Origin of the sequence: Amycolatopsis sp. NBC_00348, assembly GCF_036114655.1 — a bacterium.
Taxonomy (GTDB): Bacteria; Actinomycetota; Actinomycetes; order Mycobacteriales; family Pseudonocardiaceae; genus Amycolatopsis.
This window is the reverse complement of the sequence record NZ_CP107994.1, coordinates 2,667,747-2,692,917: the sequence shown is the minus strand read 5'-3', so window position 1 is coordinate 2,692,917 and position 25,171 is coordinate 2,667,747. Positions and strand designations below refer to the sequence as shown.

Below are 25,171 nucleotides of genomic sequence, written 5' to 3'. Positions count from 1 at the left end.
GCGCCCGGAGAGGATTAGCCACGCACAGATCTTGCCAGGCTCACCCCGAACCGCTGCTGGGAGTCGGTCCACCACTGGTCGAGGGCGAACCCGGCGGCGGCCAGCTCGGCCTCGACGCCGCCGGGGCGGAACTTGGCCGAGATCTCCGTGCGGATGTGCTCCCCGGCGGCGAACCGGACGGTGAGGTCCGCGCCCGGGATCCCGACGGTCAGCTCGCGGCGGGCGCGCAGCCGCATCTCGACCCACTCGTGCTCGGCGTCCCAGTGCGAGACGTGCTCGAACTCGTCGAGGTCGAAGTTCGCGCCCAGCCGGGCGTTGAGCACCCGCAGCACGTTCATGTCGAACTCGGCGGTGACGCCCGCGGCGTCGTCGTAGGCCCGCTCCAGCGTCTCGGCGTCCTTCACCAGGTCCGTGCCGAGCAGCAGCCACTCCCCCTCGTCGAGGACCTCCCGCACCGACCGGAGGAACGTCGCGCGCTCGGCGGGCAGGAAGTTGCCGATCGTGCCGCCGAGGAAGGCAACCACCCGCGGCCCGTCACCGGGGAGCAGATCGAGGTGCTGGGTGAAGTCGCCGACGACCCCCCGGACCTCCAGGCCCGGGTAGTCCGCGGAGATCGACCGGGCGGCGTCGGCGAGCGCCGATTCGGAGACGTCGAGCGGGACGAACGTCGCCAGCGTGCCGTGCCGGGTGAGGGCGTCGAGCAGCAGCCGGGTCTTCTCGCTCGACCCGGACCCGAGCTCGACGAGGGTGTGCGCGCCGGTCAGCTCCGCGACGTCGCCGGCGTGCGCGGCCAGCACCTCACGCTCGCTGCGCGTCGGGTAGTACTCCGGCAGCTGGGTGATCTTCTCGAACAGCTCGCTGCCCTCGGCGTCGTAGAACCACTTGGGCGGCAGCCACTTCTGCTCGGCGGTGAGCCCGGCGACGACGTCGGCGCGCAGCTCCTCGGTGACGGCGTCACCGGAGCGGTGGTGGTCGAGATCGGGTTCGGTCATCGGAGAGTGCCTTCCAGGGTCAGGGGAAGCAGGTCGACGCCGGCGGCGGTGGCGCGCACGGCGTGGTGGTCCGGGACGGCTTTCCAGCGCGGGTCGCCGTCGACGGGTTCGGACGCCAGCAGCACGCCCGCCGGGGTTTCCAGCAGGGACAGCGAGTGCGTCCAGGCGGTGCCGATCAGCGTTTCGCCGTCGGTGAGCAGGAAGTTGAGCCGGGAGCCGGGCGCGGCCGCCTCGACGGCGCTGGTCAGCCAGGCCACCGCCGACAGCGGGTCTTCCCCGGCCGCGAGCCGGGCCCGCAGCAGGACCCAGAGCACGACCGAGTCCGTCGGCGCCTCCAGCGTCAGCAGCTCGGTGACCGGCAGGGTCTTGGCCAGTTCGGCCAGCGAGTCCGGGAAGCCGCGGACGACGCCGTTGTGGCTGAACAGCCACCGGCCCGTGGTGAACGGGGCCGCGGCCGCCTCGGTCACCGGCATGCCGGTGGTGCCGTTGCGAGCCGCGGCGACGAACGCGTGGGTGGTGACCGCCGCGGCCAGCGGCGGCAGCGCCTCGTCCGTCCACAGTGGAGTCGAGCGGCGGTGCCGCAGCGGCAGTGCGCCGTCGGCGCCGTGGCCGGGGCCGAGGTACCAGCCCAGCCCGAAGCCGTCGGCGTTCACGGTGCCGCCGCCCCGCATGTCCGCCGGTGCGTAGGCCTGCACCAGCAGCGAATGCGGCGCGCGAAAAACCGCCTCGGCGGGCGAAACGGGCGCGCCGAGGTAGGCGAGATGCCTGCACATGGCGCCTAACCCTCGCCCGGGCCCGCGTCGCGGGCGGTGCGGAAGCCGGCGAAGATCTGCCGCCGGATCGGGTAGTCCCAGTTGCGGAACGTGCCCCGGATCGCCGCGGCGTCCGTGCCGAACGAGCCGCCGCGCAGCACCTTGTACTCCGGCCCGAAGAACACCTCCGAGTACTCCTGGTACGGGAACGCGGCGAAGCCCGGGTAGCCGTGCAGGTCGGTGCTCGTCCACTCCCAGACGTCGCCGATCAGCTGGTGCACGCCGGTGGGCGACGCGCCGGCCGGGTACGCGCCCGCGGGCGCCGGGCGCAGGTGGCGCTGGCCCAGGTTGGCGTGCTCGGCGCCCGGTTCCTCGTCACCCCACGGGAAACGGCGCGACCGGCCGCTCGCCGGGTCGAACCGCGCGGCCTTCTCCCACTCGGCCTCGGTCGGCAGCCGCCGCCCGGCCCACGCCGCGTACGCCTCGGCCTCGAAGAACGAGACGTGCACGACCGGTTCGGCGGCCGTGATCCGCTCGTAGACCCCGAACCGGGTGCGCCACCAGCCGTCCTGCTCCCGCTTCCAGAACCGCGGCGCGGTGATGCCGCTTCCGGTGCGGTAGGCCCAGCCCGCCGGGCTCCACCAGCGCTCGTCGTCGTAGCCGCCGCTGTCCAGGAACCCGGCGTAGGCCCCGGAAGTCACCGGCGTGGTGTCCATCCAGTACGCGTCGACGGCGATCTCGTGCGCCGGGCGCTCGTTGTCCAGCGCCCACGGCTCGGCCGACGTGCCCATCGTGAACGCGCCGCCGGGCACCAGGACCTCGGCGGGCAGGGTGCCCGGCCGCGCGGGCGGCGGCTCGGGCGCGTGCAGCACCGGGTCGCCCTGGCGCAGCTGGTGGGTGGCCAGCATGGTCTCGTCGTGCTGCTGCTCGTGCTGGGTCACCATGCCGAACGCGAAGGCCTGCTCGGTGAGCCGGCGGCCGCCCAGCGGCACCCGCTCCAGCACGTCGAACGCCTTCTCGCGCACTTCGCGGACGTAGCTGCGGGCCTCGGCCGGGCTGAGCAGCGGCAGCGCCGGCCGGTCGGCGCGGGCGTGCTGGAAGGCGTCGTAGATGTCGTCGATGTCCGGGCGCAGCGGCTCCCGGCCGCCGACGTCGCGGACCAGCCACAGCTCCTCCTGGCTGCCGATGTGCGCCAGGTCCCAGACCAGCGGCGACATCAGCTTGGAGTGCTGGCGGATCAGGTCCTCGTCGTCGACCGCGTCGGTCAGCGCGTCGCTGCGCGCCCGGGCGCGGGTCAGTGCCTCGGCCGCGCGGGCACGCAGCTCCTCCGCGCCCAGGTCCTTCGACTCCGTGGTGGTCATGCTTCGCTCCTCGATCGGTACGCGCGCCCCTGCACGCTCTCGCAGATCTCGGTTACGGATTCCGCTGTCAGCCCGGTGTGGCCCAGCTCGGCGCAGCCGAGGTCGGCCAGCGCGGCCGCGACGGCCGCCAGGTCCGGGTCGGCCAGGCCGCGGCACGCGGCCGTGGCCCACCGGTCCGCCACCCGCTCGCACAGGTCGCGGACCCTGTCCACTGTGGACGGCCGGGCGAGCAGCGCGGTGACCAGCGCGGCCGGCGCCAGCCACTCGTCCGGCGGTTGCGCGTCGAGGTACCGGATCTCCAGGTACCCCTGCGGGCGGACGGGGGTGAACATCGTCGTGAGGTGGTAGTCGAGGTCCGCCTCGGTGGGTTTCGGCAGCAGCGCCGCCGGGCCCCGGCCCTCGATCCAGCCGGCGAAGGTCAGCCCCTCCGGCGCGTCCCACGGGCGGTCTTCCCGGGGCAGTGCCATCAGCGGGGTGTCCATCATGCGCGCGCCCCACGACGCCCCCGGGTCCCCCGCGACGCGCGCCGTGCGCGTGCGGACGGCCTCGGTGTCGTGCACCGCGAGCCAGCGGGCGGACGCGAACCCCGTGTCACGCCCGGCGTGGACGCGGGAGTTGGCGAACAGGGCGAGCAGCGGCGGGCCCATGGCGTGCGCGGCCGCCCAGCGGGCCGCGTGGTGCTCGGCCTCCCCGGCGTCGACGCAGACCTGCAGGCCGGCGGTGCTGCACATCATCGTGAGGCCACCGGGCCCGATCGGCGCGAACCGGCGTTCCATCGCCGCGTAGCGCGGCGTGTCCAGCAGCCGGCGCGGCGCGCGGTGCGCGTCGATGCCGGAGTCACCGAACCGGAGGCCGTGGGAGGCGAGAAGTTCACCCAGGTGGCGGAGATCGGCCGAGACGACTGCGTCGAGGTCGCGCAGCGTGGCCTGGGGATGAGCGGAGATTTCGACCTGACCCCCGGGCTCGAGGCTCACTGGTGAACCTGCCGGGAGCGGCGTGGCGGGGCTGTCGGGGCGCAGTGTCCGCGGGGTGTGCGGGCCCAGTGCCGTGGCGAGGAGGTCGGGATCGAGCGGTCTGGCCGGGTCGTCGGCGTGGTGCACGGTGAACTCCAGCTCGACGCCGGTCAGGCGCGGCGGGCCGTGCTTGAAGCACACCGATGCCACGTACGCCTCCCCGGCCGCGCGGTCCGCCAGGACCCGCGCGGTGCGGTTCGACGCACTACCCGACTTCTCGGGGAATTCGTGCACCGTAGACGCTTCTGTCATGTCAATCCTGTCCCGTGTGGTGGAACTTTCTCGACATCGGACGCTACACGCGGGGTACGACAAAAACAGGGTTGATCCTGCCCTTCAGGACAGGGTCACCACTCCGTAAGAAGTCCCGGATCAGGGCAAAGCGGATTCCGTGCCCAGCCCCAGTTCGGCGGCCGAGGCCCGGACGGCGTCGATCACCAGGTGCAACGCCGGACGGCGGAACGCGGTGCGCCGGTAGGCGATCGACACCGTTCGGAGCAACGGCGTCGTGAGCGTCACGACGTCGATCCCGGGCGGGCGCAGCAGGCGCAGGCCGAGGTCGGAGACGAGGGTGATGCCCAGCCCGGCGCCGACCATGGCCATCGCCGTGGACTGCTCCTCGACCTCGTGGTTGATCTTCGGGGCGAACCCGTGGCGCCGGCACGCCGTGCGCATCGCCCGGCCGAAGTGCGACTTCGGGCTGGCCAGGATCCAGGGGTGCTCGGCGAGGTCGTCGAGCGACGCCGAGCCCGCGGGCACCGCACCGCGCGGCACCGCCGCGTGGAGGCGTTCGACGGCCACGACGGCCCGTTCCAGGCCCGCGTCCCAGGGCATCGGCGCGTCGGAGTAGTCGATGACGAAGGACAGGTCGAGCACGCCGTCGCGGACCGCCTCGGCGGTGTCCTCCGGCGCCAGCTCCCGGGTCCGGACCTCGATGCCCGGGTGCGAACCGGCCAGCGTCGTCAGCGCGGTCGGGAGCAGGCCGGAGGCCACCGAGGCCCACACTCCGGCCGTCAGCCGGACGGTCCGGGCGTCCTGCGCCTCCTCCAGGGCGAGCGTGGCCCGCTCCACCGAGCCGAGGATCTCCTCGGCGTGCTCGGTGAGCAGTTTGCCCAGTTCGGTGAGCTGGACCCGCCGGCCCAGCCGTTCGAACAGCTTGGCCCCGACGTCCCGTTCCAGCTGCGCGAGCTGCTGCGACACCGCCGAAGCGGTGTAGTGCAGGGCCGCCGCGGCAGCCGTCACGGTGCCCCGGCGGTGCAGCTCGCGGAGCATCTTCAGCCGATGCAACGAAAGCTCCATGCACCAAACCTAAACGAGATCGTGCAGTAGCGTTAAATGGACGCGAAGGCCACCCGGGGCGCAGGCTCGTGGTGGCGGTCACGAGGCCGCCCCGACTTCCCCGGAGGTGAGTGGCCTGATGATCCCCCGCAACGCCGAGCCGCTGATGCGACTGTCGTGGACCGACCCCCTCACCGGCGCGAACGGCTACCTGGTCGTGCACAGCCTGGTCTCCGGCGTCGCCACCGGCGGCACCCGGATGCGGGCCGGCTGCACCATGGGCGAGGTCGAGGACCTCGCCCGGGGCATGGCCAACAAGACCGCGACCTTCAACCTGCCGGTCGGCGGCGCGAAGGGCGGCATCGACTTCGACCCGAAGGACCCGCGCGCCTTCGGCGTCCTGACGCGCTTCTGCTCGTTCCTCCGGCCGTGGCTGGACGCCCACTGGGTGACCGCGGAAGACCTCGGCGTCCCGCAGCACCTGATCGACGCGGTGTTCGCCGACCTCGGGCTGGAGCAGTCGTTCCACGCCGCGATCGGCCGGTCGGCCGATCCGGAGCGCACCCTGCGCCGGGTGCAGGCCGGCCTCAACGCCCCGGTGCCCGGCGGGCTGCTGCTCGGCGACGTCGTCGGCGGCTACGGCGTGGCGCAGGCGTGCCTCGGCGTCGCGTCGGCGTGGGACTGGGACGTGCGCGAGACGACCGTGGCGATCCAGGGCATCGGCACCATGGGCGGCGGCGCAGCCTGGTACCTGCACGAAGCGGGCATGAAGGTCGTCGCGGTCGCCGACGCGGCGGGCACGCTCTACGCACCCGACGGCCTCGACATCCCGGCGCTGCTCGACCTGCGCGACCGCTTCGGCGAGGTCGACCGCAAGCGGCTGCCCGCCGGGATCAAGCTGCTCCCCCGCGACGCCGTCGTCTCGACCGACGCGGACATCTTCGTGCCGGCGGCGATCTCCTACGCGCTGCGGCCGGACAACGAGAACCTGGTCAAGGCCAAGGTCGTCATCGAGGCGGCCAACGCGGCCACGACGCCGGAGGCCGAAGCGGCGCTCTCGGCGCGCGGGGTGGCCGTCGTGCCGGACTTCGTGGCCAACGCCGGTGCCGCGGCGTGGGCGTGGTGGCTGCTGCTGGGCGAGGTCGGCGCGGACCCGGCCGACTCGTTCCTGCGGCTGCGCACCGAGATGCAGTCCAAGGTGGCGCTCCTGCTGGCGGAGTGGAACATGGACCGGCTGCCGCTGCGCGTCACCGGGCTGAAGCTGGTGGAGGCCAACCGGGCCGCGCGCGCCGAAGCGGCGCTCACGCCCGAGGGCGAGCCGGCGCTGCTCATCCCGTGAGCCGGGGTCCGCGCGGCGCCTCGACCGGGGCGCCGCGCGGGCACCTCAGCCCGCGAACCGGTCGGTCGCGCCGACCAAGACGTCCTGCATCGTCTTGGCCGACGTGGTGTGCCCGACGTTGTCGAGCATGACCAGCTCGCTGGCCGGCCAGCCGTGGTGCAGCAGCCACGGCGTGCCGGTGATGTTGCTCGTGTCGAGTACGCCCTGCGCGAGCACTGCCGGGACGTCCGCGAGCTTGCCCAAATTCGCCAGGATCTCGCCGTCGGGCAGGAATGCCCGGTTGCTGAAGTAGTGCGTGACGATCCGGGCGAAGCACAGCCGGTACGCCGGGTCCGCGAAGACGTCGTGCGGCGGGACGCCCGGGAGCATGGCGTCTTCCCAGGCGCACCAGTCGGCGGCCGCCTGGTGGTGGACCGCGGGGTCCGGGTCCAGCAGCAGGCGGTTGTAGGCCGCGGAGAGGTCGCCGTCGCGCTCGGCCTCCGGGACGCCGTCGCGGAACTTCGCGAAGCCCTCGGGGAAGTACGCGCCGAGGCCGCGGATGAGCATCTCGATCTCGAGGAAGCGGTCGGTCGCGAGGCCCATCAGGACCAGCTCGCTCACCCGGTCGGTGTGGCGCAGCGCGTAGGTCAGGCTCAGGACCGAGCCCCAGGAACCGCCGAACAGCAGCCACTTCCCGATGCCGAGCCGGGTGCGGAGCAGTTCGAAGTCCGCAACCAGGTGGTCGGTGGTGTTGGCGGAGAGGTCGGCGACCGCGGCGCCGGCGTGCGGGGTGCTGCGGCCGCAGCCGCGCTGGTCGACGAGCACGACCCGGTACTTCGCCGGGTCGAAGTACCGGCGCAGGTTCGTCGAACAGCCCGAGCCGGGCCCGCCGTGCACGACCAGCGCCGGCTTGCCGTCGGGGTTCCCGCAGGTCTCCCAGTAGATCTCGTGCCCGTCGCCGACGTCGAGCAGGCCGTGCTCGTACGGTTCGATCTCGGGGTACAGCCCAGCCATCAGCGCGTCCTTCCACCGGAATACAACAGCGCTGTCACATTAGCGCCGGGCGATGGTTTCGCGCGCTGCCATTTCGGATCAGCTCAGTTCAGGGAGCCGGCCAGCTCGGTGAGGGTGTCGGCCAGCTCGCGCGGGCCGGCCGGGCCGATGTGGATGACCTCGTCGTCACCGGCGCCGGAGGTGTAGCTGAGGTAGCGGCCCCAGTCCGTGTCGGCGTAGTGCAGCGGCTGCCGCAGACAGGTGTGGCGGCCGACGTCGTCACGGCGTCCGACGTAGAGCTCGCCACTGCCGGTGACCGGCCGCTGGACCAGGCTGACGACGTCGGCGATCGCCGGGGACAGCGGGTAGGCGTCCTGACCACGGCGGGCGGCGTCGGCCAGGTCCGCCACCCGGACGGTGCGCGGGTTGCCACCGCCGGGCCCGACCGGCGGCAGCTGCTCGACGAGCGACTCGGCGAGCCGGTTCCGGTCGATCTCCTGGACGCCGACGTGCGCGCCGTCGGAGACCGCGAGAATCGCTTGCAGCCCCTTCGCGGCGGCGAGCACGCCGTAGGTCTGGCCGCCGGCGCCGACCCAGCCGTAGCACTCCCGCGCCGGCGTCACCAGCAGCGGAAGCCAGTCGAGGAAGTCGAACGACGCCCGCCCGCGCGCGTCGACCAGCCCGGCCTCCGCGAGCGCGGCGTCGATCCGGTGGTCGGCCTCGTCACGCTCCTCGTCCGAGAGCCACAGGGGCTCCGGACGCAGGGTGATGTGCAACTGACCGACCTGCTCACGCTCGGCCAGTGCGGCCAGCGCCTCGACCGGAACGTCCACCCGGCCTGTTGCCACGTCCACCTCGTTTTACTCGCCGATGACCGGCGGACTGGTCCGCTGGTCGGTGCCGAAGATCGCGTCCGGGTCCGCTTCGATCAGGAAGTCCGGCCGCTGGTGCTCATCATCTTCCTCACCCTCGCCGCGCCGCCCACCGGCACCCATCGGCCCCATCTGCCCGGACCGCCCGCCAGCCGACCGAGCCGCGGCCGCCTCCGCGGCGGCGGCGTTGCCGAGACTGCCCATGCCGGAGCCGCGCCCGCTGCCGAGCCCGCGCTCCCCCGCCGCACCGGAACCACTGCCGGTGCTACCGCTGCCGCTACCGGTCCCACCGCTGCCGGAGCCGCCGATCGGGCGGCCGCTGGAGTCGAGAAGCCGTCCGCCCGCGGAACCGCTGCTGGGACCGCGCCCGCCAGGACCGGTTCCCGTGCCGGAGCCGCCGGGTTCGCCGAAGGTGTTGGAGTAGTTCTGACCACCGCCGCCCCCACCGGTGCCGGTCGGGTAGAAGTCGACCCCACCCGTCCCGGGCGGCGTCTTGCCGGGCCGGTCGCCCGTCTGCTGTCCGGTGGGCAGCCGGCCGGGCAGGTTGGTGCCGGGGGTGCCCGTCGTGCCGGTGCCGGTCGTATGAGTGGTGTCGGTGCCGCCGGTCCCGCCCGTGCCACCAGTCCCGCCCGTGCCACCGGTTCCCCCAGTGCCGCCGGTCCCTCCCGTGCCACCAGTGCCGCCGGTCCCGCCGGAGTGCGTGGTGTCGACGCTGGTGGTCGAGGTGTGGTCGTCACCCCCACCGGGATGATCCGGCGTCCAGTTGTGCCCATCGATGATCGGCGGCTTGATCCGCCCGGGCGTCTGCGGCGTGTTCACGGCAATCGTGGCACCGTCGGACTCGAGCACGCCGTAGTCCGTCGGAAGAACGGCTTTGGTGCCGCTGGTGGCGCTGCTGTACTGGTCCATCACGCGGACGTTGGTCTCATTGGCCGCGTTGTACTTCGCGATGCCGGTTTGGTAGTCGTTGACTTCGTCCTGCGCCATGAACGGCCCGGCGATCGGAATGGCGGCCTTGAGCCCCACGGACCACGGACTGGGCTTGTCCGGCTTGGGCGGAATCTCGACGACGGCGTTGTTCGAGTTTTCGAACACGTCCGCCTGCGTGTCGACCGAGGCCTTGGTCATGTCGAGCGGCATCGCGGTCTCGGCGAAGGCCTGCTCGAGCGGTCCGGCTCCGGCGTTGGCGGCGTCGGCGGCGCTCCCGGTCCACGCCTGCTTCATCCGCTCCTGCAGCGACTTGATGCCCTGCGCGCGGTCCATGTAGGCCGAAGAGAGCTTCTCCACCGACTCGGACATCTGCCGGAGTCCTTCGGTGTCCCCCTGTTTGAAGTTGTCGTAGATCTGCTTGCCGTCCACTCGTCAAGCCCCCTTGAGTGTTTTGACCGTTCCGGCCGCGACGCGTTGCGCTGCGTCGCAAGAATCCTGTTGCCCCTCGTAGCCTTCCGCGAAAACGGAGACCGCCAGGTCGTCGGCGATTCCGACCGCCATGGTGCAGTTTCCGGCCGCCCTGCGGTCGCGGGTGTCGAAGTACAGCGCGGGGTAACCGTCGACTTCCGGGGCCGGTTCGAGGAACTTGATCAGAGCTCCGGAACGGTCGTGGGCAGCCTGGATGCCGGCCAATCCGCCGGCCCCCTGGTCGCGGTTGCCCGTCCCGAGGATGACCAGCACGCTGAGTCCGTCGCCCCTGATCTTCCACCCGCAACTGGGGCCTGACTGCCCTTCGGGAGTGGCATCGCCCGGCCGCGGCTCGCCCGGTTCGGTGTACCGCAGCTGGGTCAGAACGTCGGCCGGGACGAGGCCGCACGGGTCGCCCACGTACTTGGTCGCGTCCAGCGGAGTGGTGACTTTCGGGGCATCCGCGGTCGGGCTCGGCTCCCCGGACGACGCCGGAGAGAACGACGTGTCCGCGGGGTTGGCGGTGCCACCGGTTGTCGACGTGCAAGCCGAAGCGAACGCGCACAAGCACAGGGCGACCACGCCGAGGACACTCGCTTCGGCGAACTTCGGCAGCCTCACGTCGCCTGCCCGAACGTTCCGGACATGCCCTGGTCCGTCGCGACGGTCTTCGTCTGCGCTTCCTTCAGCTTCTTGATGTACCCCTGCACGTACTTGCGCATGGAATCGTTCTGCGTCTGCAGCGAGGTGACCGACTCGAAGGTGGTCGTCTCGTAGCTGCCGCTGGCGGGGTCCTGGCCGGGCGCCACCGAGGCGTTCACCAGCGTGTCGATCGTGCGACCGTCGTCGATGATCTTGTCCAGCTCGTCTTCCCAGAGGCTGATCACCGAGGCGAGCTCTTCCGGTTCCATCTTGAACTGGCCGCCACCGCCGCCCCCACCGCCGTAGACGCGACCGCCCTCGCCCAGGATGTCGCCACCCCAGACCGCCTGCGCCGCCTGTCCGGCTTCGCCGATGATCACGCCCCGCACCTTCCCCTCAGCTCACCCACCGTGATGGTGCAAAGACTAGCCAACCGTCTCATTCCGTGTCAGCGAATCGCCGCAACCTTCCGACGTCGGGAGCCTTCGGGTGGTTCCCGGGCACTCCGGGTCACAAGACGTACGTACGGATTGCGAGATGCCGGTCCGCGGTGCCAGGATTCGAGGATGCCACGCGTAAGCCAGGATCACCTCGACGCAAGACGGCGCCAGATCCTCGACGGCTCGCGGGTGTGCTTCGCGCGCTACGGCTACGAAGGTGCCACAGTCCGGCGCCTCGAGGAAGCCACCGGACTCTCCCGCGGCGCCATCTTCCACCACTTCCGCGACAAGGAGTCGCTCTTCCTCGCCCTCGCCGAGGACGACGCCATCCGGATGGCCGACGTCGTCGCCGAGCAGGGGCTCGTCCAGGTCATGCGTGACCTGCTGGCCGGCGACGGCGAGCACCCCGCCGACTGGCTCGGCACCCGCTTGGAAGTCTCACGGCGGCTGCGCACCGATCCGGAGTTCCGCGCCCGCTGGGCCGAGCGCTCCGAACAGCTCACCACCGCGACCCGGCTGCGGCTGCTGCGCCAGCGTGAGGCCGGGAACCTGCGTGACGACGTCGACGTCGACGTCCTCACCGCCTTCCTCGAGCTCGTCCTCGAAGGACTCGTCTCGCACCTGGCGATGGGCCTGCCGGGCGCCGGCCTCGGCCCGGTGCTCGACCTCGTCGAGGAGACGGTGCGGCGGCACCGGCCCGGCACCACCTGAGCAGCCGTGTTCCCATGGACCGCGTGGATCTCCTCGAGGCACACGGCCAGGCCATCCGGGCGTTCGGCGACGCCGCGCAGGCCGTCGGCGACGACGCCTGGGGCCGCCGGACGCCGTGCACCGCGTGGACGGTCCGCGACCTCGTGAACCACCTCGTCGCCGAGCAGCTCTGGGCGCCGTCGCTGCTCGCGGGCGCCACGCTCGACGACGTCGGCGACCGCTTCGACGGCGACGTCCTCGGCGAAGACCCGGCCGGTGCCTGGGACGCGGCCGCCGAGGGCGCGCGGGAGGCCTTCCTCGACGACGGCGTCCTCGAACGCACCGTCCACCTGTCCTACGGCCTGGTCCCCGCCCGCGAGTACGGCTGGCAGATGACGATCGACGCCGCCGTGCACAGCTGGGACCTCGCGACCGCGCTCGGCCTGCCCAGCCCGGTCACCGAGCCGCTGGCCGAGCGCCTGATCGACGTCGTGCGCCCGTGGGTGGACGAGTGGCAGGGGCTCGGCCTGTTCGACCCGCCCGTCGCGGTCCGCCGCGGCGCCGGCTCCACGGCCCGGCTCGTCGGTCTGCTGGGGCGCCGGCCGAGGTGAGCGCGCCGACACACCGATGTGCCCGCACCGCACGGCGGGGACACGTTAAGATTGTCCAGATAATCGCAGTACACGCCGATTTCCCGCTAGGAGTGACCGTTTCGTGCGCGCAGCGCAGTCACCCGGTGACAGTACCGGGCCGGGTGACCGACCCGGCTGTCCGATAGGTTCGCCCACCGCCACCTCGGCGGGTGCGGAATGATGCAGATCCTCTTCGCCGTCCTCGGCGTCCTCGTCTTCGTCCTGCTGACGGTCGGCACCGGACTCGCCGTCGCGGCCGAGTTCTCCCTGACCGCGCTGGAACGCAGCACGGTCGACGCCAACGTCCGCCAGGTCGGCGACCGCCGCGCGCTGACCGTGCAGAAGGCCCACCGGACGCTGTCGTTTCAGCTGTCCGGCGCCCAGGTCGCGATCACCCTGACCACGCTCATCACCGGTTACCTGGCCGAGCCGCTGATCGGCGAGCTCGTCCGGCCGCTGCTGACCGGCGTCGGGCTGCCCACGGCGTTCGCCGCGGGTGCGTCGATCGTGCTCGCCCTGGTCATCGCCACCTCGCTGTCGATGATCCTCGGCGAGATGGTGCCGAAGAACCTGGCGATCGCCCGGCCGCTGCCGACCGCTCGCGCGGTCACCGGCTACCACTCGCGCTTCTCCGCGCTGTTCCGCTGGCTCATCACGCTGATGAACAACAGCGCGAACTTCCTGGTGCGCAAGTTCGGCGTCGAGCCGCAGGAGGAACTGCGGTCCGCGCGGTCACCCCAGGAGCTGGGCTCGATCGTGCGGTCGAGCGCCGAGAGCGGCACGCTCGACACGTCGACCGCGGAGCTGCTGGACCGGTCGCTGCGGTTCGGCGAGCGCACCGCGGAGGAGCTGATGACCCCGCGCGTGCAGCTGGAGGCGCTCACCGTGGACGACACGATCGAGGACCTCATCGCCATCTCCAGCCGCACCGGGTTCTCGCGGTTCCCGGTGCACGCCGAGGACCTCGACGACGTCCGCGGCGCGGTGCACGTGAAGCAGGCCTTCGCCGTGCCCGCCGCCGAGCGCAAGAAGGTGCCGATCGGCTCGGTCATGCGGCCGGTGCCGACCGTGCCGGAGTCCCTGCCGGGTGACGACCTGCTCGACCGCCTGCGCGACTCGCGGTTCCAGCTGGCGATCGTCGTCGACGAGTACGGCGGCACGGCCGGGCTCGTGACGCTGGAAGACGTCGTCGAGGAGATCATCGGCGACGTCCGCGACGAGCACGACGACCGCGAAGCCCCCGCGTCGCAGCAGGTCGGCACCGACAGCTGGCTGGTGTCCGGGCAGCTGCGGCCCGACGAGGTCACCGACGTCACCGGGTTCCGGATGCCGGACGGCGACTACGAGACCATCGCCGGGCTGATCCTCGAACGGCTGGGCAAGATCCCCGCCGAGGGCGACGCCGCCGAGGTCGACGGCTGGCGGCTCACCGTGACCACGATGGACCGCCACCGCGTCGCCGAGGTCGAAGTGGCCCCGGTCCGCGAAGCCGAGCCGGCCGAAGAGGCCGCCGAAAGCGAGGTGGTCTCGTGAGCGACTGGCTGAACATCGCCCTCGTGGTGTTCCTGCTGCTGCTCAACGCCTTCTTCGTGGGCGCGGAGTTCACGCTCATCTCCTCGCGGCGCGACCGGCTCGAAGCGCTGCTGGAGCAGGGCAAGACGCGCGCGAAGATCGTGATCAACGCGAGCAAGCACGTGTCGCTGATGCTGGCCGGCGCGCAGCTGGGCATCACCATCTGCTCGCTGCTGCTCGGCCGCCTCGGCGAACCCGCTGTCGCGCACCGGCTCTCGGCGTTCTTCGACCTGCTGGGCCTGCCCGAAGGCCTGCTGCACCCGATCTCGTTCGCGATCGCGCTGGCCTTCATCACGGTGCTGCACGTGCTGATCGGCGAGATGGTGCCGAAGAACCTCGCCATCGCCGAACCGGAGAAGCTCGCGCTCTGGCTGGTGCCGGTGCACGTCGGCTGGGTCAAGATCGCGAACCCGTTCATCTGGCTGCTGAACTTCGTCGCGAACTCGCTGCTGCGCGCGGTGAAGGTCGAGCCGAAGGACGAGCTGGAGACGGCTTACACCTCCGACGAGCTGGCCGAGCTGCTCAGCGAGTCGCGCCGGGAGGGCCTGATCGACCAGTCCGAGCACCGGCGACTCACCCAGACGCTGTCCTCGGTGCAGAAGACGGTGTCCGACGTGCTGGTGCCGACGGCCGACCTGACGACCCTGCCGTGCGCGCCGACCCTCGGCGACGTCGAGCGGGTGGTGTCCTCGACCGGCTTCTCGCGCTTCCCGGTGTGCACCGACGACGGGCGCCTGACGGGCTACATCCACGTCAAGGACGTCCTGGACCTGGCCGGCGAGGACCCGGCGACGATGGTGCCGGCGTCGAAGACGCGGCCGCTGACCGAGCTGCGGGCCGACGCCCGGCTGGACGTCGCGCTCTCGGCGATGCGCAAGGAGGGCAGCCACCTGGCGCGGGCGCTCGACACCACCGGCAACGCGGTGGGCGTCGTCGCGCTCGAGGACCTCGTCGAGGAGTACGTGGGCACCGTGCGCGACGGCACCCACGTGGGCGCATGACCGCGGTCGACGTGCTCGCCGAACCGGACTGGCTGGCCCGGGAGGCGGCGCACGCCGACCGGGTGCGCCGGTGGACGGTCCCGCACCAGGACCGCAAGTCCCGGGGTGAGAAGCACCCGGTGCTGGACTTCCTGTTCACCTACTACTCGCACCGGCCGGGCCACCTCGAACGCTGGCAGCCGGGCCCCGGCGTCGCGCTCGCCGGGCCCGCGGCGCGGCGCTTCCTCGACCGGAAGGGCTACGTCGAGACGAGCGACGGCGTCGTCCTCGACCCGGCCGGGTTCACCGAGCGCAAGGCGAAGACGGCGGAGTTCGTGCTCGGTCTGCTCAGCGCGACGGCGTCCCGCGCGCCCCGGCTGAGCTGCTTCGGGCTGCACGAGTGGGCGATGGTCTACCGCGAGCCGGCGGATTCCGTGCGCCACGACCAGGTCCCGCTGCGGCTCGGGTCGACGGGCACCGACGCGGTCGTCGAGTCGCTGGACATCCGCTGCGGGCACTTCGACGCGTTCCGGTTCTTCACCCCGCCGGCGCGGCCCCGCAACGAGCTGGAGCCGACGCGGGCGACGCAGGTCACCCTCGAGCAGCCGGGCTGCCTGCACGCGAACATGGACTTGTTCAAATGGGCGTACAAGCTCGACCCGTTCGTGCCCGCGGAGCTCGTGGCCGACTGTTTCGAGCTCGCGGCCGAGATCCGGGAGCTGGACATGCGGGCGAGCCCGTACGACCTCGCGGCTCTCGGCTACCCGCCCGTGCGGATCGAGACCGCCGAGGGACGGGCCGAGTACGCTCGCGCGCAGGCCGGGTTCGCCCGCCGCTCGGCACCCTTGCGTGCTCGCCTGATCGCGCACTGCAATAGCCTGGTCAGCCCAGCCGGGCGGCCTCCGCGAGCGTGACACAACTGTGAGTTAGATTATTCCCGGCCCGTTGCTCACCTGTTAGGGTGATAACGGTTTGATTGCATAGCAGCGCGTGCTTGACGTGCTCTTTAGGCCGAAAGGATGACGATGGGGCGACACGCCCGGCCCGACGAGCCGGTGCCACACCCGCTGGACCGCGCCGGGGCGAAGCGTCCCCCCGTCGAGGGTCCGGGTGCCGTCCCGCAGCGTCCGAACCAGGCCGAGCCCCCCACGTCCCGACGGACCGGGCGCGGCGAGTCCGCCGGTGCCGGCCGGCCGGGCCGGCGCGCTCCCCGTGCCGCCGGCCCCACCGAGACCACCACCGTCATCCCGGCCACCGGCGCCACCCCCGCTCCCTCCCCGGCCTCCGGCCAGAGCGAAGATTCCGGGTGGTTCCGCAAGCCGACCGAGGATTCCGGAGCGTTCCGGACCGCCGGGCGGACCGAGGCCCCCGGTGCCCCGCGCGCGCCCCGCCGCGGCGAGAACACCGGCACCTTCCGCAGTGAGACCCCCGAGCCGCCGCGTCCCCCCGGCCGCGGCGAGGATTCGGGCCGGTTCCGCACCGCTGGCCGCCGCGGCAAGAACAGCGCCCCCGCTCCCGATGGAACGGAAGTGCCCGAGGCTCCCGGCGTCGCCCGCCGAGGCGAGGACTCCGGCATGTTCCGCACCGCTGGCCGCCGCGGAAAGAACAGCACCCCCGCTCCCGATGGAACGGAAGTGCCCGAGGCTCCCGGCGTCGCCCGCCGAGGCGAAGACTCCGGCATGTTCCGCGCCGCCACTCGCGGTGGCAAGAACAACACCCCCGCTCCCGATGGAACGGAAGCACCCGAGAACCCCGGCGGCACCCGCCGCGGCGAAGACTCCGGCATGTTCCGCGCCGCCACCCGCCGCGGCCAGAACACGGCCCCCGAGACCGCAGCACCCGAGCCGACCGACGGCACCCGCCGCGGCGAGGAATCCGGGACCTTTCGCGCGGCCCGTCGTGGAGAGAACACCGGTTCCTTCCGCGCCGCCGGCCGGTCCGAGACCAACGGCACCTCCCGCGTCCCCGGCCGGAGCGAGAGCACCGGGCCGCCCCGGAGTGACGACACCGGCTCGCACCGGACCGCCGCCCGGAGCGAGGACACCGGCACCCAGCGGACCCTCGGCAAGGTCGCCGAGGCGACCGGCTCGCACCGCATCGTCGGCAAGAAGGCCCCGCGTCGCAAGATCGCGGGCTGGCCGATCGCCTGTCTCGTGCTCGCCGCCCTCATCGGGCTCGGCATCGTCGGCTGGAACTGGGCCGACAGCGAGCTCAACAGCCGCGCCGAGGCCCAGGCCGCCAGCTGCTCCAGCGGCACGTCGCACATGCGCGTGATCGTCACCCCGAGCGTGCAGAAGCCGCTGGCCGCCGCGGCCGACCGCTGGAACCAGGCCGCCACCGTCGTCCACGGCCAGTGCGTGAACGTGACGATCGAGGCCAAGCCCTCGGCGCAGGTGCTCGACGCGCTGGTCGGCCGGGCCAACCTGGACTCGATCGGCGGGCTGCCCACCGCGTGGCTGCCCGAGTCGACGTACTGGATCAGCGAGCTGACCACCAAGAGGCCCGAGATGATCGGCTCGCCCGCCCAGTCGGTCGCCACCGCGCGGTCGGCGGACTACCCGTTCGTCGGGCTGACCGGGCCGGGCATCGACGACACCCTGCTGCGCGCGGCCCAGACGTTCCGCGAGTACCTCGAGCAGCCCGCCCAGCAGGCCGACTTCACCGCCGCCGGGATCAAGACCGCCTGATCCTCAGGCCGGGCCGACGCGCGTGCCGTTGTCGAGCTCGGCCAGCACGGCCAGGTCGTCGTCGGCCAGCTCGAAGTCGAACACCTCGAAGTGCTCCCGGGTCCGGGTCGTGGTGGCCGAAGCCGCCACCGCGACCGTGCCGCCCTGCAGGTGCCACCGCAGGACGATCTGGGCCGGGGTCTTGCCGTACTTCGCCGCCAGCGCGGTGACCGTCTCGTCGGACAGCAGCGCGCTGTTCGCCGCCGGGCTCGACGCGCCGGTCAGGATGCCGTGCGCGTCGTGGAACTCCCGCAGCGGCAGCTGCTGCAGCCACGGGTGCAGCTCGACCAGGTTGACCGCCGGGACGGTGCCGGTGGCGTCGATCAGCCGGCGCAGCTCGGCCGCGCTGAACCCCGCCACGCCGATCGCGCGGGCCCGGCCGTCGGCGCGCAACCGGGACAGCGCACGCCAGGTGTCGGTGAACGCGCCGTTCGTGCCGGCCACCAGGATCAGGTCGACGCGGTCGGCCTGCAGGCCGGCCAGCACCTGGTCGGCCGCGCGGCGGGCGGCGTCGTACCCCTGCACGGGCACCTTGACGCTGACGAACACGTCCTCGCGCGGCACGTCCGACGCGGCGAGGACCGCGCCCACGGCCTCCTCGGTGCCCGGTGCGGTGTCGATGCCGCGGTGGCCGGTGTCGAGGGCGATGCGGACGGCGCGGCCGGTCTCGGAGGCGCTCAGGCCGGTGACGCCGAACAGCAGCTGGGGGATGCGGACTCCGTCGGACAGGGCTAGCGAAGGCGGAACGGCCATCAACCGGTGATCCTCACTTCGGGTGCTGCGCGGGGATCTCCATCATTCCACCCGGGTCGACCGCTCGCGCAGGTACGCGGCCGTCGCCGGGTCGGCCGGGAAGAACGACTCGATCACCAGCTCCGCCACGGTGACGTCCAGCGGGGTGCCGAACGTGGCGACCGTGCTGAAGAACGTCAGGTCGGTGCCCTCGTGGCGGAAGATCAGCGGCACGAAGATGTCACCCGGTCCGGGGACCTCCACCTCGGGCACCGGCTGGTCGCAGGGGTAGCCGCGCAGCTCGGCCAGCAGGTCGGCGAGGCCGGTGTCCGCGGTCTGGCCGACCTGGCGCCGCAGCCGGCCGAGCAGGTGGGCGCGCCACTCCCCCAGGTTCCGGATGTGCGGCGCCATGCCCCGCGGGTGCAGGGTCGCGCGCAGCACGTTGGCCGTCAGTTCGGGCGCCACCCCGGCGACGAACAGGCCGGTGGCGGCGTTGGCGTCGACGAGGTTCCAGTTCCGGTCCACGACGGCGGCCGGGTACGGCTCGTGCCCGGCGAGCAGCTGCCGCACGGCCTGGCGGACGGCGGTCATCTCGGGATCCCCCAGCGCGCTCTCGGTGTAGGCGGGCGCGAACCCGGCGGCGAGCAGCAGCCGGTTGCGGTCCCGCAGCGGAACGTCGAGGTGCTCCCCGAGCCGCAGCACCATGTCCCGGCTCGGCCGCGACCGCCCGGTCTCCACGAAGCTGAGGTGGCGGGTGGAGATGTCGGCGGAGATCGCCAGGTCGAGCTGGCTGATCCGCCGCCGGTCGCGCCATTCCCGCAGAAGCTCACCCACCGGCCGCTGCCGCGCGGCCGCCTGCACCGAAGTCGTCACGGGACCGACGCTACGACGATCACCGCGGCGCGGCCATTACTTCGGAGGTAATGGCTCGATGTGCGCTCCGGGCGGACACCAGCGCTGCCTGCGTGACACCGGGCGGTTAACCGGCGACGGCCACCTCTTCGAGCGCGGCCGACGGCTCGTCGCCGCGGGCCGTCGCGGCATTACCTCGCGCGTAATCGACGCGCCGCCGCCCGGGCGCCACAGTGGATCTCAGCGACGGACGACGACAACCCGTTGTCCCCCAACGAAAGGGAGCATCCCATGACCGACGTGCGGACCATTGTGGAGCAGTACATCGCCGTGTGGAACGAAACCGACGAGAACAAGCGCAGGGCGCTCATCGCCGACGTCTTCACCGAGGGTGCCGGCTACACCGATCCGCTCGGCGCCGTCCGGGGGCACGACGGGATCGACCGGTTCGTGGCCGGGGCGCAGGCGCAGTTCGGCGGGCTCACCTTCAGCCTGCCCGCCGAGCCCGACGCCCACCACGACCTCGCGCGGTTCCAGTGGTACCTCGGGACCCCCGGCGCCGAGCCGGTCGCGATCGGGTTCGACGTCGTGGAACTCGAAGACGGCAAGATCGCCGGCGTCCACGGCTTCCTCGACAAGATGCCCGGCTGAACGCGCGCAAAGGGCGGGCTCCCCCGCGAGGAGGAGCCCGCCCGGCACGGCTCAGCTCTTGAGCGCGCCCCGCCAGCGGACGGTCGGGCGCAGCTTGTCCATGTTCACGCGGTGCTTGTTCGCCCCGACGATATCGAACATCGACTCGATGAGCGTGTCCGACAGCAGGTGCGGCTCCAGGCCGAGGCCGACCAGCCCGGTGTGCTTCACGTTGTAGTAGTGCTCCGGGGCCTCGGTCCGCGGGTTCTCCAGCTGCTCGATCTGCACCGGGCCGGGGAAGCGCTCGGCGACGAGGTCGGCGATGGCGGCGACCGACATGCTCTCGGTCATCTGGTTGAAGACGCGGAACTCGCCCGCCTCGGCCGGGTTCTCCACGGCGAGGCGGATGCACTCCACCGTGTCGCGGATGTCGATCAGGCCGCGGGTCTGGGCGCCCTTGCCGTACACCGTCAGCGGCTGCCCCAGCACCGCCTGGATGACGAACCGGTTGAGCACCGTGCCGAACACCGCGTCGTAGTCGAAGCGGGTGGCCAGGCGCGGGTCCAGCGCGGTCTGCGGGGTCCGCTGGCCGTACACGACGCCCTGGTTGAGGTCCGTGGCCCGCAGCCCCCAGGCGCGGCACGTGAACTCGATGTTGTGCGAGTCGTGGACCTTCGTCAGGTGGTAGAACGAACCGGGCCGTTTCGGGAACAGCACGCGGTCCTTGCGGCCGTTGTGCTCGAGGTCGAGCCAGCCTTCTTCGATGTCGACGTTCGGCGTGCCGTATTCACCCATCGTGCCCAGTTTGACCAAGTGGATCGACGGGTTGATTTCGGCGATCGCGTACAGCAGGTTCAGGTTGCCGACCACATTGTTGTGCTGCGTGTACACCGCGTGTTCGCGGTCGATCATCGAATAGGGCGCGGACCGCTGCTCGGCGTAGTGGACGACGGCGTCGGGCGCGAAGTCGCGGACGGCGTCGAAGAGGAAGTCCGCGTCGAGCAGGTCACCTTCGTAGCTGGTGATGCGCCGTCCGGACACCTCCTCCCACGCGGCGATCCGGTCCGGGAGCGTGTCGATCGGGACCAGGCTTTCGACACCGAGCTCGACGTCATAGCCACGGCGGGCCATATTGTCGAGAACGGCCACCTCGTGGCCTTTGTCCGATAAGTGCAACGCGGTGGGCCAGCCCAGATAACCGTCACCGCCGAGAACCAGCACTCGCATTGTGCCGCCTTTCCTGCTCGTTTACGCGGCAAGCATGCTGATTCCACTCAGTAGCAGAGGCTTGCAAGAACCCGACGCTATCGATCACGTGCTGATGAGCACCTGGCAATGAGCTGTGAATCTCCTATGCATAGGGGGGTCGGACGGCGGCGCGCGCGACCCGCGGGGAGGATGGGGGCATGACGACCGTAACCGGCGATGTGCGCCAGCGCACAGCGGAGACACCGACGCGACGCCGGGGCTGGGCCCGGCTGGGCCGCGCCGCGGTGACGTCGGTCGCCGCCACGGTCCTCAGCCAGGTCGTCCTGCTCGCCGTGCTCGCTACTGGCGGCGTCCCGGTGCTGGCCAGCACGCTCGCCTGGGCCGCCGGCGCGGTGCTGAACTTCGTCGTCACCCGCCGCTGGGTGTGGGGCCGCACCGGCCGCCCCCGCGTGCGCCGCGAGCTGCTCCCCTACCTCGGCGTGATCGGCCTGGGCGGCCTCGCCTCGGTCGGCCTGACGACCCTGGCCGGCTCGCTGCTGACCCCGCTGAACCTGCCGCACGTGTGGTGGGTCGTGCTGGTCGACGGCGCGTACGTCGCCAGCTACGCGCTGGTGTTCGTCGTGAAGTTCACGCTGCTCGACCGCCTCGTGTTCGGCCGCGGCGCAGGACTTAGCCCCGCCACCACGTCCTCGTCGTAACTGGCGGGTCGGTCCGGTCCCCGGCACCAACCCCGTGTCGTCCCACTGATCACGCGTGTCGACCCTGCGATCACGCGCGTCGTCCATCGGAGTAAGCGTGCCGTCCGGCCGGCACCGTGATCAGAACGCCGACACTCGTGATCAGAGAGTCGACACGCGTGATCGAAGGGACGACACGCTGGGCTGAACACCGTTCGACCGTGCCGTGACCAGTGGCTACGCGCTCGTGTTCACCCTGCTCGACCGGCCCGTCTTCCGGCCGCGGCGCAGGACGTAGCCCCGCCACCACGTCCCCGTCATGACCCTCGCGTAGTTGGCGCCGTAGACGACGCTGCCGCCCTTCTTGCTCTTGCCCGCCTTGCGCAGCCGCATGCTCATCGGCAGCTCCACGACCCGTGAGCCGCGCGCGGTGACGCCCAGCAGGAGTTCCGACGACTGGTACTGCGGCTCGTTCAGCGGGACCGAACAGGCCAGGTCGGCGCGCATCGCCCGGAAGCCGAACGACGTGTCCGTGATCCGCCGCCGGGTCAGCACCGACGCCAGCACCGCGAACACCCGGACGCCGAGCCAGCGGACGCGGCTGTCCGCCTCCTCGTGGCCCAGGCGGCGGGAGCCGGTGACGAAGTCCGCCGTGCCGTCGACGACCGGGCCGACCAGGGCTTCGAGCTCGCTGTTGTCGTACTGGCCGTCCGCGTCGGTGGTCACGATGTACTCGGCGCCGGAAGCCGCCGCGAGGTGGTAGCCGAGGCGCAGCGCGGCACCCTGACCGCGGTTGCGCGGTGCGACGCAGACGTACGCGCCGTGGTCCTCGGCGATGGCGGCTGTGTCGTCCGTGCCGCCGTCGACGACGACGAGCACGTCCACCGGCCGGCCCAGGCACTCGTCCGGCATCTTCTCCAGCACCCCGCCGATGCCGCCCGCCTCGTTGTAGGCGGCGATGACCACGACCAGCGACGACAGCCGCAGGTCGGGGTGGCGGCCGCGGAAGTCGTCGAGCGCACCCGTGTCGACGTCGTCGGGGAAAGCGGCCAGGCGCTTGCGGCTCGCCGAGGTCAACGCCGTGAAGCCGAGCGCGCCCGCGACGGGCAGCAGCACGAGCGCCGGGATCTGGTAGCGCCACGAGAACTGGAACACGGCCGAGGCGAACAGCAGGACCAGCCCGCTCGTCGACGCCAGCAGCGCGCCCGCCCGCGCCGCGTCCACCGGCCGTTTCCGCCGGACGACCGTCAGCAGCCCGAGGAGCGCGCCGATGCCGAGCACCGCGCCCGGGACGTAGCCGCCGTTGAGCTGGTAGTCGCGCAGGAAGGCGGCCAGTGGCTCGTCGACGCTCGCGACGACGCCGTCGTTCTGCTGCGTGACCAGGTCGATCAGGGACTGGTCGGCCCACTGCGGATACGTGAGCTGGAACTGCCAGCGGTCCAGCGGGACGTCGGTCGGGTCCTGCTCGCGGGCCCAGGCGAAGCTCTTGGCGAAGTCGTCCAGCACCGCGCCCGCGACGTCGCCGGGCTGGGCCTTGAGCACCTCGATCGCGAACTGGTGCGCGAGCGCCGCCTTGTCCGCGCCGGGCGGCAGCGGGCCGGGCCAGTTCGGGTCGAGGTCGGCGTGCGTGTAGTTGTCCACGAGCCGCGTCTCGCGCGGTTCGGCCGGGCAGAACACCTGCAGTTCGGGCGCCAGGTGCAGGTTCGCGCAGTCGGCGACGGCGGCGGCGCGGCCGTAGAGCATGTTCCCCGACGGCCCGGTCAGGCCCCACTTGCCGGTCTCGGCGTGCACCCGCGCGGAGTACGGCAGGATGACGACGAGGATGCCCAGCAGGCCCACGCCCGCGCGGCGCCAGCCCGCCCAGTGCCGCCACGCGCCCCCGGCGGCGACCAGGTAGACCAGCAGCGGCAGGGCCAGCGAGATCCCGATCAGCCGCACCAGCACGGCGAACCCGACGAGCAGGCCCGCGATCCCGGCGCGCTGCCAGCCGGGGGCGCCGCGGCCGAGCAGCACCCACAGCAGCCCGAGCAGCACCGCCTCGAAGACGACCTCGGACATGATGTTCTGCTCGATCTGCAGCTGGTAGGCGTCGAGCAGCACCGGGACCGCGGCGAGCGCGGCGACCCACGGGCGGCCGCCGAGGCGCAGCACAAGCGCGTAGACGCCGATCGCGATCAGCAGGCCGCCGATGTGCTGCACCGCCGCGACCCACGCCAGGCCGCCGACCGCCAGCAGCGGCCGCAGCACCAGGTCGTAGCCGATCGGGTCGAGCTGGTCGGCGCGCAGCGCGTGCAGGTTGTCGACGTAGCGGAACGAGTCGATGTAGAGCAGGGCCGGCCGGTAGGCGAGCCAGGTGAGCACCCGCAGGGCGATCGCGGGGAGCAGCAGCAGGAGCAGGAGCCAGTGGCGGCGGAGGAAACCGGACACGCCCGCGGTCACTCCGTCGCGTTCGGACGCTCGAGACCGGAGAAGTACTTCCACGCCGTGGCGAGCCCGTCGGTCAGCGACGTCGACGGCCGGTAGCCGATGGTCTCCGCGCTCCCCGAGACGTCGACGACCACCGCGGGCATCTCCCCCGCCGGCGCCTCGACGTGCTCCACCGGCAGCTCGGCGCCGGTCACCTCGCGCACGGCTTCGACCATCTCCAGCACCGAAACCGACTTCCCAGCACCGACGATCGCGGTGCCGGAGTAGCCGCTGCCGACGGCGAGGGTGATGGCGTTGACGACGTCGTCGACGTGCACGAGGTCGCGCCGCTGCTGCCCGTCGCCGTAGACGCGGACGCCGGTGCCGGTCAGCGCCGCGCGCATCATCCGCGGCACGAAACTGTCCTTGTGGGACATTCCCGGGCCGTAGACGTTGGTGAACCGCAAGGCACACGTCGTCATCCCGTACGCGCCCGCGTAGCCGGACAGCAGCATTTCGCACGCCGCCTTGGTGGCGCCGTAGGGCGTCAACGGCCGCGGCGGCAGGTCCGGCGTGATGGTCGCGCCGCCGACGTTGCCGATCACGGCGTTCGTCGACGCGAGCACGAAGCCCGGCACTTCGAGGCGCCGGGCCAGTTCCAGCAGTTCCTGCGTCACGAGGACGTTGTCGGCGAAGGTCTGCTCCGGCAGTTCGACCGAGCGCAGCACGGAAGTCAGCGCGGCGAGGTGCACGATGGCCGCCGTTTCCGACGTCACGGCCTCTTCGCGGACGGCGGCGTCGAGCAGCTCGCCGGTCACCACGCTGACGCCGTCCAGCTCGTCGGGGAACGGGACCCGGTCGACGACGGTCACCGGGACGCCCCGCTCGCGGAAGGCGCGCACGACGGCGCGGCCGATGAAGCCGCTGCCCCCGGTCACGACCACGGACGTCCGATCCGGACCACTGCCACTCGCCATGGCGCCAACCTACCTCCCGCTCCTGTGAG

The 25,171-nt window shown here is 72.1% G+C and carries 24 protein-coding genes; 9 read left to right on the top strand and 15 right to left on the bottom strand.

Going from position 1 to position 25,171, the window contains the following annotated elements; translation table 11 throughout:
• Nucleotides 1–14 precede the first annotated feature (14 nt).
• The 5 genes from egtD to OHS58_RS12115 form a co-directional block, all read right to left on the bottom strand.
• Nucleotides 15–992, bottom strand: a complete 978-nt coding sequence (egtD, locus tag OHS58_RS12135; RefSeq protein WP_328648284.1) for an L-histidine N(alpha)-methyltransferase — start codon at nucleotides 990–992, stop codon at nucleotides 15–17.
• Nucleotides 989–1,765, bottom strand: a complete 777-nt coding sequence (gene egtC, locus OHS58_RS12130) for an ergothioneine biosynthesis protein EgtC (RefSeq protein ID WP_326949752.1) — start codon at nucleotides 1,763–1,765, stop codon at nucleotides 989–991. The genes egtD and egtC overlap by 4 nt, the downstream gene beginning before the upstream one ends.
• A 5-nt stretch (nucleotides 1,766–1,770) precedes the next feature.
• A complete protein-coding gene (gene egtB, locus OHS58_RS12125; RefSeq protein ID WP_328648283.1) occupies nucleotides 1,771–3,105 on the bottom strand; it encodes an ergothioneine biosynthesis protein EgtB in 1,335 nt (444 codons plus the stop codon).
• Nucleotides 3,102–4,370, bottom strand: a complete 1,269-nt coding sequence (locus tag OHS58_RS12120; protein WP_328648282.1) for a glutamate-cysteine ligase family protein — start codon at nucleotides 4,368–4,370, stop codon at nucleotides 3,102–3,104. Before OHS58_RS12120 ends, egtB begins: the two co-directional genes overlap by 4 nt.
• Nucleotides 4,371–4,490: 120 nt before the next feature.
• Nucleotides 4,491–5,417, bottom strand: a complete 927-nt coding sequence (locus tag OHS58_RS12115; RefSeq protein WP_247051949.1) for a LysR family transcriptional regulator — start codon at nucleotides 5,415–5,417, stop codon at nucleotides 4,491–4,493.
• A 118-nt stretch (nucleotides 5,418–5,535) separates the two neighbouring features.
• Here OHS58_RS12115 and OHS58_RS12110 point away from each other — a divergent pair, with 118 nt between their 5' ends.
• Entirely contained in the window at nucleotides 5,536–6,735 is a 1,200-nt protein-coding gene (locus tag OHS58_RS12110; RefSeq protein ID WP_328648281.1) for a Glu/Leu/Phe/Val dehydrogenase dimerization domain-containing protein, read from the top strand.
• Between the two features lie 45 nt (nucleotides 6,736–6,780).
• Here OHS58_RS12110 and pip read toward each other — a convergent pair whose 3' ends face one another.
• The 5 genes from pip to OHS58_RS12085 form a co-directional block, all read right to left on the bottom strand.
• Complete coding sequence (pip, locus tag OHS58_RS12105) at nucleotides 6,781–7,728, bottom strand: prolyl aminopeptidase (protein WP_328648280.1); 948 nt, start codon at nucleotides 7,726–7,728, stop codon at nucleotides 6,781–6,783.
• An 83-nt stretch (nucleotides 7,729–7,811) separates the two neighbouring features.
• Complete coding sequence (locus OHS58_RS12100; RefSeq protein WP_247064315.1) at nucleotides 7,812–8,540, bottom strand: ESX secretion-associated protein EspG; 729 nt, start codon at nucleotides 8,538–8,540, stop codon at nucleotides 7,812–7,814.
• A 27-nt stretch (nucleotides 8,541–8,567) separates the two neighbouring features.
• The gene (locus tag OHS58_RS12095) at nucleotides 8,568–9,938 is read right to left on the bottom strand and encodes a WXG100 family type VII secretion target (protein ID WP_328648279.1); all 1,371 of its coding nucleotides are present in this window, start codon (nucleotides 9,936–9,938) and stop codon (nucleotides 8,568–8,570) included.
• Between the two features lie 3 nt (nucleotides 9,939–9,941).
• Nucleotides 9,942–10,598, bottom strand: coding sequence for a DUF3558 domain-containing protein (locus OHS58_RS12090; protein WP_328648278.1), 657 nt, complete (start codon nucleotides 10,596–10,598; stop codon nucleotides 9,942–9,944).
• Nucleotides 10,595–10,999 carry a hypothetical protein gene (locus tag OHS58_RS12085; RefSeq protein ID WP_247051954.1) on the bottom strand — a complete coding sequence of 135 codons (405 nt, stop codon included), beginning with the start codon at nucleotides 10,997–10,999 and terminating at the stop codon, nucleotides 10,595–10,597. The genes OHS58_RS12090 and OHS58_RS12085 overlap by 4 nt, the downstream gene beginning before the upstream one ends.
• Before the next feature lie 186 nt (nucleotides 11,000–11,185).
• Here OHS58_RS12085 and OHS58_RS12080 point away from each other — a divergent pair, with 186 nt between their 5' ends.
• From OHS58_RS12080 to OHS58_RS12055, 6 genes are all read left to right on the top strand, one after another.
• Entirely contained in the window at nucleotides 11,186–11,770 is a 585-nt protein-coding gene (locus OHS58_RS12080) for a TetR/AcrR family transcriptional regulator (RefSeq protein ID WP_247051955.1), read from the top strand.
• Nucleotides 11,771–11,784: 14 nt separating this feature from the next.
• Nucleotides 11,785–12,360: a TIGR03086 family metal-binding protein gene (locus tag OHS58_RS12075; RefSeq protein ID WP_442875530.1), complete on the top strand. Its 576-nt coding sequence runs from the start codon at nucleotides 11,785–11,787 to the stop codon at nucleotides 12,358–12,360.
• A gap of 198 nt (nucleotides 12,361–12,558) precedes the next feature.
• Nucleotides 12,559–13,914 (top strand): hemolysin family protein, encoded by a 1,356-nt coding sequence (locus OHS58_RS12070; RefSeq protein ID WP_326953176.1) that lies wholly within the window; start codon nucleotides 12,559–12,561, stop codon nucleotides 13,912–13,914.
• Entirely contained in the window at nucleotides 13,911–14,954 is a 1,044-nt protein-coding gene (locus tag OHS58_RS12065; protein WP_247051958.1) for a hemolysin family protein, read from the top strand. Before OHS58_RS12070 ends, OHS58_RS12065 begins: the two co-directional genes overlap by 4 nt.
• On the top strand, nucleotides 14,951–15,847 hold the full coding sequence (locus OHS58_RS12060) for a 3-methyladenine DNA glycosylase (protein ID WP_326953175.1): 897 nt from the start codon (nucleotides 14,951–14,953) through the stop codon (nucleotides 15,845–15,847). The genes OHS58_RS12065 and OHS58_RS12060 overlap by 4 nt, the downstream gene beginning before the upstream one ends.
• Nucleotides 15,848–16,567: 720 nt before the next feature.
• Nucleotides 16,568–17,620, top strand: coding sequence for a hypothetical protein (locus tag OHS58_RS12055; RefSeq protein WP_328648276.1), 1,053 nt, complete (start codon nucleotides 16,568–16,570; stop codon nucleotides 17,618–17,620).
• A 3-nt stretch (nucleotides 17,621–17,623) separates the two neighbouring features.
• On the opposite strand, the gene OHS58_RS12050 is transcribed toward OHS58_RS12055, so the two are convergent.
• A complete protein-coding gene (locus tag OHS58_RS12050) occupies nucleotides 17,624–18,412 on the bottom strand; it encodes an aldo/keto reductase (protein ID WP_326949763.1) in 789 nt (262 codons plus the stop codon).
• A 42-nt stretch (nucleotides 18,413–18,454) separates the two neighbouring features.
• Nucleotides 18,455–19,252 (bottom strand): helix-turn-helix domain-containing protein, encoded by a 798-nt coding sequence (locus OHS58_RS12045; RefSeq protein WP_442875561.1) that lies wholly within the window; start codon nucleotides 19,250–19,252, stop codon nucleotides 18,455–18,457.
• Nucleotides 19,253–19,534: 282 nt separating this feature from the next.
• Here OHS58_RS12045 and OHS58_RS12040 point away from each other — a divergent pair, with 282 nt between their 5' ends.
• Complete coding sequence (locus OHS58_RS12040; protein WP_328648274.1) at nucleotides 19,535–19,894, top strand: nuclear transport factor 2 family protein; 360 nt, start codon at nucleotides 19,535–19,537, stop codon at nucleotides 19,892–19,894.
• Nucleotides 19,895–19,945: 51 nt separating this feature from the next.
• Here OHS58_RS12040 and OHS58_RS12035 read toward each other — a convergent pair whose 3' ends face one another.
• On the bottom strand, nucleotides 19,946–21,100 hold the full coding sequence (locus OHS58_RS12035; RefSeq protein WP_328648273.1) for an NAD-dependent epimerase/dehydratase family protein: 1,155 nt from the start codon (nucleotides 21,098–21,100) through the stop codon (nucleotides 19,946–19,948).
• A gap of 179 nt (nucleotides 21,101–21,279) precedes the next feature.
• Between OHS58_RS12035 and OHS58_RS12030 the strand changes: the two genes are divergently transcribed.
• The gene (locus tag OHS58_RS12030) at nucleotides 21,280–21,780 is read left to right on the top strand and encodes a GtrA family protein (RefSeq protein ID WP_328648272.1); all 501 of its coding nucleotides are present in this window, start codon (nucleotides 21,280–21,282) and stop codon (nucleotides 21,778–21,780) included.
• Nucleotides 21,781–21,996: 216 nt separating this feature from the next.
• Here OHS58_RS12030 and OHS58_RS12025 read toward each other — a convergent pair whose 3' ends face one another.
• The gene (locus tag OHS58_RS12025) at nucleotides 21,997–24,186 is read right to left on the bottom strand and encodes a glycosyltransferase family 2 protein (protein ID WP_328648271.1); all 2,190 of its coding nucleotides are present in this window, start codon (nucleotides 24,184–24,186) and stop codon (nucleotides 21,997–21,999) included.
• 8 nt (nucleotides 24,187–24,194) lie between these two features.
• Entirely contained in the window at nucleotides 24,195–25,142 is a 948-nt protein-coding gene (locus OHS58_RS12020) for an NAD-dependent epimerase/dehydratase family protein (RefSeq protein ID WP_328648270.1), read from the bottom strand.
• Nucleotides 25,143–25,171 lie beyond the last annotated feature (29 nt).